The 7,473-nt window shown below is 33.2% G+C and carries 6 protein-coding genes; 2 read left to right on the top strand and 4 right to left on the bottom strand.

Going from position 1 to position 7,473, the window contains the following annotated elements; translation table 11 throughout:
- The 3 genes from ACW2QF_RS16020 to ACW2QF_RS16010 all read right to left on the bottom strand — a co-directional run.
- The coding region (locus tag ACW2QF_RS16020) for a transglutaminase-like domain-containing protein (protein ID WP_455717013.1) at window positions 1–2,194 on the bottom strand (2,194 nt) is incomplete at its 3' end.
- 29 nt (window positions 2,195–2,223) lie between these two features.
- Complete coding sequence (locus ACW2QF_RS16015; protein WP_455717012.1) at window positions 2,224–3,393, bottom strand: DUF58 domain-containing protein; 1,170 nt, start codon at window positions 3,391–3,393, stop codon at window positions 2,224–2,226.
- 30 nt (window positions 3,394–3,423) lie between these two features.
- Window positions 3,424–4,356 carry an AAA family ATPase gene (locus ACW2QF_RS16010; protein ID WP_455717011.1) on the bottom strand — a complete coding sequence of 311 codons (933 nt, stop codon included), beginning with the start codon at window positions 4,354–4,356 and terminating at the stop codon, window positions 3,424–3,426.
- A 187-nt stretch (window positions 4,357–4,543) separates the two neighbouring features.
- Between ACW2QF_RS16010 and ACW2QF_RS16005 the strand changes: the two genes are divergently transcribed.
- Window positions 4,544–5,263, top strand: coding sequence for a glycerophosphodiester phosphodiesterase (locus tag ACW2QF_RS16005; RefSeq protein WP_455717010.1), 720 nt, complete (start codon window positions 4,544–4,546; stop codon window positions 5,261–5,263).
- On the opposite strand, the gene ACW2QF_RS16000 is transcribed toward ACW2QF_RS16005, so the two are convergent.
- A complete protein-coding gene (locus tag ACW2QF_RS16000; protein WP_455717014.1) occupies window positions 5,252–5,863 on the bottom strand; it encodes a superoxide dismutase in 612 nt (203 codons plus the stop codon). The two genes, ACW2QF_RS16005 and ACW2QF_RS16000, sit on opposite strands and share 12 nt — an antisense overlap.
- A gap of 155 nt (window positions 5,864–6,018) precedes the next feature.
- Between ACW2QF_RS16000 and ACW2QF_RS15995 the strand changes: the two genes are divergently transcribed.
- Window positions 6,019–7,335 (top strand): GNAT family N-acetyltransferase, encoded by a 1,317-nt coding sequence (locus ACW2QF_RS15995; RefSeq protein WP_455717009.1) that lies wholly within the window; start codon window positions 6,019–6,021, stop codon window positions 7,333–7,335.
- Window positions 7,336–7,473: the final 138 nt, after the last annotated feature.

Below are 7,473 nucleotides of genomic sequence, written 5' to 3'. Positions count from 1 at the left end.
TTGCTATACATTCATCCATTCTAGTTGTATAAACTTGTAATGTCTCTGTACTCGAATAAGGAAATCCTACCTTTGATAAATGATACATTATTTTGCGATAGATTACAACTGCCTTAACAGCATTATCTGCCTCATTATAGAGACGTCGCATCTTATGCCTAAGCCATAAGTAGTAACACATGAATAGTGCTACTATAATCCCTAGTATCCCCAATATAATAAATACTATGTCTGTGTTTATCTTTACTTTCTTCTCTACATCAATTTTTATGTCTTCTCCTACGCCTTCCTGCAGTGACTCTGGTGGCTTCTGTCCTTGCCCAGAATTTGAGTTTGTTGATGTATTACCATTGTTTTTCGTTTTATTAACCTGCTCCCATTCTTTATAAAATTCTTCAACATATCCAGGAGTTGGTTCAAAAGGAATCCAGCCAACGCCATCAAAATACACTTCTACCCACGCATGTGCATCTGAATTCTTAACTGTATAATAACGGCCTTGCTTATCTTTATAATCTACATAGAACCCTTCCACATAACGTGTTGGAATTCCAAGACACCTTCCCATTACTGCCATTGAACTTGCAAAATATGTACAATATCCTTCTTTTTTCTCAAATAAGAAGCAATCAACAAAATCTTCACCTTCATCTGGGCGAATCATCTTGGTGGTATAAGTCATAGAATTCAAGTACCCCTCAATAGCTTTCATCTTATCATAATCTGTAGTAAGTCCACGAGTAAGCTCTTCAGCTAACTCATATACTCGGTCTGGTAATGTTTTTGGTAATGAGGTATAGTCCTTATAAATACGCTCTCTACGCTCTTGCAATTTTTTAATATAATCAGAATTTATATTACCTTTATTAAGTTTGAGTATATTTCTATTCAATTTTTGTAGGGACTCTTTATCAAATGAAGTATCATATCCTTCATAGGTAAACGTATCAGAATCCCGAAGCATATCCTTCAAAGATTCACTATCTAGATTAAGACTATAATAGTATGTAAGATAATTTGTTCCTTCTCCTCTTAAGTTTTTAAATTGTAGATTAGCATATTTATCAGTCTTCACCTTTTCTTCATCATAATCGACGAAACTAAATGTCTTAAGCGGATAAAACTTAGTAATGGTAAAGATATCTTCATAGACAATTTCAAGATTCTGCTTCTTTATTATGTTTTCTATGCCAATATCCTCAACTGGATATCTTGATAATGCACAAACAAATTCTAACACATCATCTGTATATTCAGAGGATTCTTTTGGTACTTTCGACATCTTAGTTTTCCAACCACTTCCAGTGTATATATTCTTAACATTACCAATCAAATACGTTGGATAATCCCTTATTGAAGAGTTTAATTTTAGTGATACCCCATTATTATAGCCAATCTCACCACCAAGCTCAGTATCTCCATCAGAATATCCCGCGAAAGACATCTCATACGAGCCATCTTTACCAGCAAAATATAGTTGTATACGTTTTGATAATATCTCACCTTTTTCTTGTATCATCATGATTGCCTTACGGATTCCTGTCCACTGAATAGGTTCTTTTCTCATCGGTAATACGGCTACACATATAACAATGATAAAACATATTGGCAACAACTGGAATACTGCTACTTGTTTCTTCTCTTTGCTTGCTTCCATTTGATTACAACGAATCTCAACTAATATAATTAGATTTGCTAATACTGTATACACAACTAACATACGAGTACACGAAAATCCTAATATACTCATAACAATAATTGCTATAAATGCACCTACAAAGCAACCGTATTTAACAATATCCTTCTTGCATAATAGCTTTGCCATTATGGATCCAATAACTTGAATCAAAATGATCATAATAACTCCATAGCTACGATGAAGTTCTTCTGTTCCGTTCGCATAATTTGCCAACCAACTCCATACGTTTTGTATATGAGAGAAAATTGGCACTTTCTTCATGTATAGGAATATACCTATAACTACCAAAACACTAAATAATAACGCTAGGAATATTTTTTTATGGTGACATACCATATAGAGCACTATCATACTTATTATTGCGATTATAAAGATTGGGAATTCCTTTACTTGAAAGTCACAAAGGTCATTCACAATAGACGTCAGTATTGTCGCAAATAACGTAATTGAAAGTACGCTGTAGATACGCTGTTTCACCTCATTCGATATCTTCATGACGTTTCCTCCCTAATATTAGGCTCATTCTATAGGATATTAACAAGTTCTTCTTCACGTAGGATTTCTCTTACGTATATCCCTATAGAACGCAGTGTTCCAATCTTGACCTTTTCTTCTTCCTCTAGTTCTGAAGTGAAGTAAAGTAATACTAGTTCTGCTCTATTTTGCTTTAATCTTTGTAACTGGATGGACAATGCATCCTCAATTTTATGGACTAGTACAAGACATTTCCCCATATTAATTACGTTTTTAGACAACAATTCGTGCACGGAAACCTTTTGATTAAATTTTATTTTAGGACTTTCTTGATATAATTTATTAAAATCCATTGCATTAAGGATTCGTCTTTTTTGGGGACCATCTTGTTGATAAAACACATTTATAGGGACTCCCATCTTCTGGCAATACTTAACAATTGCAAGTTCTGCCTCAATCATCTTATCCTCAATTATAATTTGATCCATCCCTGTAACATCCAATTTGCACAAATCTATATATAAGTTCATCTCTTGTCTTGGATTCTGCGTCATCTTACGAGTCTGCATCGTTTGTTTCTTTGCGCTTGCCTTCCAATGGATTCTCTTAAGACTATCGCCATACACATAGTTTCTAAGCTCATTATCCATCTCTATTTGCTCAGGATTATTACATGTTAATGTCCTCTTGGCATCCTTTTCTAATGGTAAGATTCTTAACCTAGACAAATTCAAAACTCGAGGTAACACCATTACTCTATATTTAGATTGTATTGGAAATGTAATCGAGATAAGTCTAAGGAAGTCAGTTATAACTACCATCTTTATACCTACTTCGTATTCTCCTCGATAATTACAACGTAGATTTGTCTTCTTTTCAATACTTTCTCCTGGTAACAAGGTATATTCGACAGTAGTATCCCCTCCAACTACCTGCGATTTGTCATCATAAAACTTTAATTGGATACTTCTATAAGTAATAAAATACTCATTCGAAACAGTAAACCGATAAGGTACCAACTCTCCCTTTACAATTGTTTTATGATCAATCATTTGATAAATACGGAAATGTTGATACACATACAGTGTATAGATGACAGAAATAATTGGAAGTATAATAGCCAGATAAAAGAGTGCATAGGATACATTACCACCATGATTACTTACAAAAATAGTTGTTACAATTAAGAACCCAATTAGGATATACTTATATATCTTCATAATTAGGTGACCCCTTTCACGAATTTAGTATTAGTATGGAATGCGTAATATTGAGACAATAGATTTCAGCACTTTCTTCGCATCCAGTTTATTAAGTTGTGCCTCAGGAGTTACTACAATTCTATGTGCTAGTACTGGCTCAATCATCGTCAATATATCATCTGGTATCACATAGTCTCTTTGACTAATATATGCCTTAGCTCTAGCTGCGCGAATCAAAGCTAACATCGCTCTTGGACTTGCTCCTAATACGATATTCGGATTCTTTCTTGTCTCATCTACAAGACTAACGATATACTCTAAAAGTTCGTCTTTAATTAATACTTGGTCAACTTCATTTTGCATAGCAAGGACATCTTCTTCACTAGCAACCGAAGTAATATCTTTAACACTTGTCCCAGATATAAACTTTTGTGCTAGTAATAACTCATCTTCATTCGATGGATATCCTAACGATATTTTAATTAAGAATCGATCCAATTGTGCTTCTGGTAAATTATATGTACCTAGGTAATCAATTGGGTTTTGTGTTGCTATAACCATAAAAGGATCTGGTAATTGTGTCGTTCTACCATCTACCGTCACCTGTTTTTCTTCCATTGCTTCTAATAAACTTGCTTGTGTTTTTGGTGAAGTTCTATTAATCTCATCTGCCAGGATAATATGATTCATGACTGCCCCTTTCATAAATTCAAATTCCCCTGTCTTCATGTTATACACAGAAATACCAGTTACATCACTTGGTAAAGTATCTGGCGTAAATGTAATTCTAGAAAATCCACAAGATATTGATTTTGCCAACGCACTTGCTAGAGTTGTTTTCCCTACCCCTGGTACGTCTTCTAACAAGATATGCCCCTTAGCTAGTAGCGCAATGACTACCATTTCAATCTTATCTTTCTTACCTATAACTACTTGCTCCATATTCGTAAGAATCTTAGTAACTTTATCAAATTCTTTCATGATAATAAACCTACTCCTTTCACTATATTCCCCATATTTTTCCTAATTTAATGTTTTACTATCAATTACTAATAATATCATAATATGTATTATATATCCATATGCGAATTTATCAGTAAATCCTTTTATTTTTCGTTAATTTGGTATAATATAGTAATGTATTAATAATAACTAATGGGGATAGAATATGAAAAGAAAACCGCTTATAATTGCACATAGAGGAGCAAAAAGTCTTGCAAAATACGAGAATACTTTAGAAGCATTTCAGATAGCTATTGATTTAAAATTACAGATGGTAGAATTTGATATCCGCCAAACAAAGGATAAGAAACTAATAATCTATCATAATCCAACTATTGGTTGTAGAAAGATTAGCGAACTAACTTATCATCAACTTACTATTATCGCAAATAAGAAAGGTTTCGAGGTTCCTCTTTTAGAGGATGTCTTAAAACTATGTCAAGGAAAGATTCAACTCGATATTGAATTCAAAGAATCTGGATATGAAAAAGAAGTCGTTGATCTTGTTACCACTTATTTTAACTACGATGAATTCATAATGATTAGTTTTTCAGATAAAATAATTAAAGAGGTAAAACGTCTAGATTCCAATATTCGAACAGGTTTGTTAATAGGTCTTGAAGGGGCTTCCCTATTTCAACGTCTACAAGAATTTTATCCTTTAAGAAGATTAAAAAATACAAATGCTGATTTTATAGCAGCACATTATTACTTAGTAACACGTTTCTTGCTCCACTTATGTAAGAAACATCATTATGATCTTGTGGTCTGGACAGTTAATCGCGACCGAACATATCATAAGTTAAGAAAGCAACGTGTTACCGCCATTGTAACTGATTTCCCACAGAATTATGTCAAAGTCCAACATGCTAAATCATCCTTCTAGATTCTGTAATGCTGATGCCCTATCTCTTACAACTTGCCAATTTATATTATACAAGAAATTATTAATGTAGGAGGTTTTATCAGCACCATATTGTAAGAAGTAAGCATGCTCATAAACATCAAGAACAAGTAGTGGAAACGCATATATTATCCCTCCCATATCATGAGTATCCAAACTCATATTCATTAATCTTTTTGTCTTTTGTTCATAGGCAAGTATTGCCCAACCGCGACTTGCCTTTGCTGTAGCAATAAAATCTAATCTCCAATTTTCCACTGATCCAAAATATTTTTCCATCATTTGCTGTATATTTGATGGAACCTCATTGGATTTGCCGCCAATATTACTAAAATACAGCTCATGAAGCATAATGGCATTAAGTGAATAACTCTCACCTCTTTTTAAGCAACGGAACTTACTATATGTAGAGTTTGCCGCATCTGCTTGTTCATCTCCCAATTCAAAAACCCCAACTATTTCATTATATTTATTAATATATCCTAGATACAATATTAAATGATTTCTAAATTGTATTTCATTTACCACGGTAATGCTATCATTAATCGAGAACTCCATAGCTAACATATAAATTCCTTTCATCACCTTATTATCTACTTAATTATTAAGGCATTTTACTAATCTTTAAAATATATGCATCATTACTATGAATATATACACACTATACAGAACTTAAAAAAAATGTTAATATTAGTACAGATAAATTATCTAATCTTATCACTTAAAGGAGGGGTTCAATGCTTAAAGCAGTTATATTTGATATGGATGGTGTACTTGTTGATTCAGAACCGCTCAACTTACAAGCCTTAATTAATACCTTAAAAGATTTTGGAGCAAACTTAACATTAGAATACTGTTCCAAGTTCATCGGTGTATCTGTTTCAGATACAATGAGGCAAATCATTGATGACTATAAGCTTAACACAACAATTGATGAACTAAAACTTGCAAATACAGCTATGAAAAGAAAGATGATTAAGGACGAAGGATACCCACCTATTCCTTATGTTAAAACGCTAATTCAGGATTTGTATCATAACGGTATTAAGATGGCCGTGGCGTCCTCTTCCCCAGAAGAAGATATCTTACACGTCACAAAGACACTTGGTATCTATAAATATTTCGATAAAATCATAAGTGGCGATTTTGTTGAACATTCAAAACCAGATCCAGCTATATTCAATCTTGCTTTAAAGGAGCTTGGAATATCCACATCTCAAGCTATGGTAATTGAAGATTCTATGAATGGTACAATTGCAGCTGAAGGAGCACATATCAAAACCATCGGATTTTTAAATCCTAATTCTGGTAATCAAGATTTAAGTCGTGCCTGTGTTCTTATAGAAAGTTTTCAAGATATTGATTATCATTTTATTGAAAGTGAATACAGACGAGCACATGGTCTTCCAGTAGAGATTACCAAAACCAAACGTCTTGTAATTCGTGAACTTACTGTTGATGATATCAAGTCACTATATCAGATTTACCAAGATCCGAAGGTACACGAATTTATTGATGATATCGACGACTATCTACAGAATGAAATTGATAAACATAAGGCATATATAAAGAATGTATACTCTTTCTTTGGTTATGGTCTATGGGGTGTGTTTGATAAAGATTCAAACAAATTGATCGGCCGTTGTGGAATCCAAAACCGTACCATTGATAATCACCTTGAAATAGAATTAGGTTATCTGTTAGATGGGAACCACTGGGGAATGGGGTATGCTTTAGAATGTACTAAAGCCGTTCTATCTTATGCTTTTGAGTATCTCGGAATTCAAAGAATCGTCGCTTCTATTGATAAATTGAATTCTCGTTCAATAAATATAGCTAATAAATTAGGTATGGTTAGAGAAAAAGAGATCATGGACAACTGTCGTCATTGCTATCTATACTCCATAACTAAAGATGCTTATGATAAGCGTACTGAGAAAGAAAAAGAAGACAAAAGAAAAGAAGCCGTTAATAAAGTACTTAATAAGTACGAAGGTGGAATAGATACCGCAGTTTATAAGAAACGTTATCGTCACCTAGATAATGATAAATAGGAGGTTTTACAGTGGAAGAATTCTACGAAGCAATTGAAGAAAAAATCAAATCATCAGGTTACCCTAAAAAAATAGATGGTTGTTCCATCTATACAGAAATATCAGATTTTATAGAAGATAAGGAAAACGGTTCTTACC

The organism is Anaerosporobacter sp. (assembly GCF_965301125.1).
The sequence above is the reverse complement of the archived record's forward strand: the minus strand, read 5'-3'. Positions and strand labels throughout refer to the sequence as shown.